The following is a 1613-nucleotide window of genomic DNA, read 5'->3' as shown; positions in this document are numbered from 1 at the left end:
CGGGGACTACACCGCCGCCGCTGCCTATGCGGACCCTGCGGGCACCGCCGCGCGCCCGGCGATGGATTTCGCCCCGCAGGACGAGGGCTACCCCGATGAGGTGGCGCCGCTGCCCTGGTACAAGCGCCCGCCGGTGTTGTTCGGCGCCGCAGCCGCCGCGGCGCTGCTGGCGGTGGGCGGTCTGGCGATCACGCTGACCAGTGCGGACAGCGATCCGGGCACGGTGACCGAAACCGCGACCCCGCCGAGCGAGGCCCCTCCGGCCGAGCTGCCCCCACCGGTCACCACCGTGACCGTCGGGCCCGACGGCGTCGCGACCACCACGGTCAGCCAGCCGCCACCGCCACCGCCGGCCACCACCACGACCCCGACGACGGCGACCACCTCGCCGACCACGACGACGACGACCACCACGACGACCACCACCACCACCACGTCGCCGACCACCACGACGACGAGGACCACCACCACGCGTCCGACCACCACGCCGCCGACGACGCCCCCTCCGACGACGACGCCCCCGCCCGTACCCACGACGGTCGAGCCGCCGCCGGAGCCGGTCGATCCGCCGGACCCGATCATCACGACCGTCATCCCCGAACCCGAGGCCTGACCGCGACGATGACCGGTCCGGCGACGCCGCGACACACCGATCTCCCCCCTGCAGCGCGGGAGGCCGTCGCGGCGGTCGAGACAGATCCGCACGCCGCGCACAAGCTCGTCGTCGCGGGCGGCGTCGGCACCGGCAAGTCCACGGTGCTGACCGCGGTGCGTGCGGCATTACGCGGGGCCGCCCGTCCGGTGTCGTCGCGCCCGCGCGGGCCCGGCGACCCGCCCGAGGTGGCGACGGTCGTCGACGACAGCCATCTGCTCGACGCCGCCGAACTGGCCCGGCTCACCGAACTCGCCACCGACCCCACGGCGACGGTGATGATCGCCTGCCAGCCGCTGGCCCACCACCGGCCGCTTCGCGAACTCGTCACCGCGCTGGAACGTGAGCGTCCGGCCGTGACGCTGGGGCCCCTCCCCCCGGTCGAGGTCAGCCGGGTCGCCGCTGCCGCTCTCGGGGCGCCGGCGACGCCGGAACTGTTGCGCGCGTTGATGTCCGCGACGGCCGGGCTGCCGTTCCTGCTGCGTCCGGTTCTCGCCGCGGCGGCCGACGGCGAGACGGCGATGCGCCGGGCGGCTCGCTTCGGCCTCATCGAGCGGCTGCGTGGCTGCGACGAACGCCTGCTGAACACGTTCGTCGTCGCGTCGCTGAGTGCCGACCTCGGCCCCGACGATGTCGCCGCGGCACTCCGCCTGTCCGCCCAGGACGCGCTGACCAGCGTCGACCAGGCCCGCGCCAGCGGGCTGGTCGAGCCGTCGCATCCGCAGGGGTTCCAGCACACGGTCCACCACGCGGTGGCCCAGATCGTCGGCGCGGCAAGGCATCACGACGTCGAAATCTCGGTGTTGGTGTCCCAGCTCGAATTAGGCACCCTGACCACCGATCTGGCGTTGCGACTGGCCGAGCACGGGCTGCGCGACGACCGGCTGGCCGCCGCGCTGGGCGAGCTGGCCGCGCACACCCGCGACCATCCGGCCCGCACCGCGCGCCTGTACCGGGCCGC

Annotated in this window: 2 pseudogenes; both read left to right on the top strand. The window is 74.8% G+C overall.

Annotated features, from left to right (window positions below):
- A pseudogene (locus MVA01S_RS32240) lies at positions 1 to 613 on the top strand (Hsp70 family protein); the annotation flags it as partial.
- A gap of 8 nt (positions 614 to 621) precedes the next feature.
- Positions 622 to 1613, top strand: a pseudogene (locus tag MVA01S_RS29780) (isoniazid response ATPase/transcriptional regulator IniR); the annotation flags it as partial.

Origin of the sequence: Mycolicibacterium vaccae NBRC 14118 = CIP 105934 (genome assembly GCF_001552715.1) — a bacterium.
Taxonomy (GTDB): Bacteria; Actinomycetota; Actinomycetes; order Mycobacteriales; family Mycobacteriaceae; genus Mycobacterium; species Mycobacterium vaccae.
This window is presented reverse-complemented; position numbering and strand designations above follow the sequence as displayed.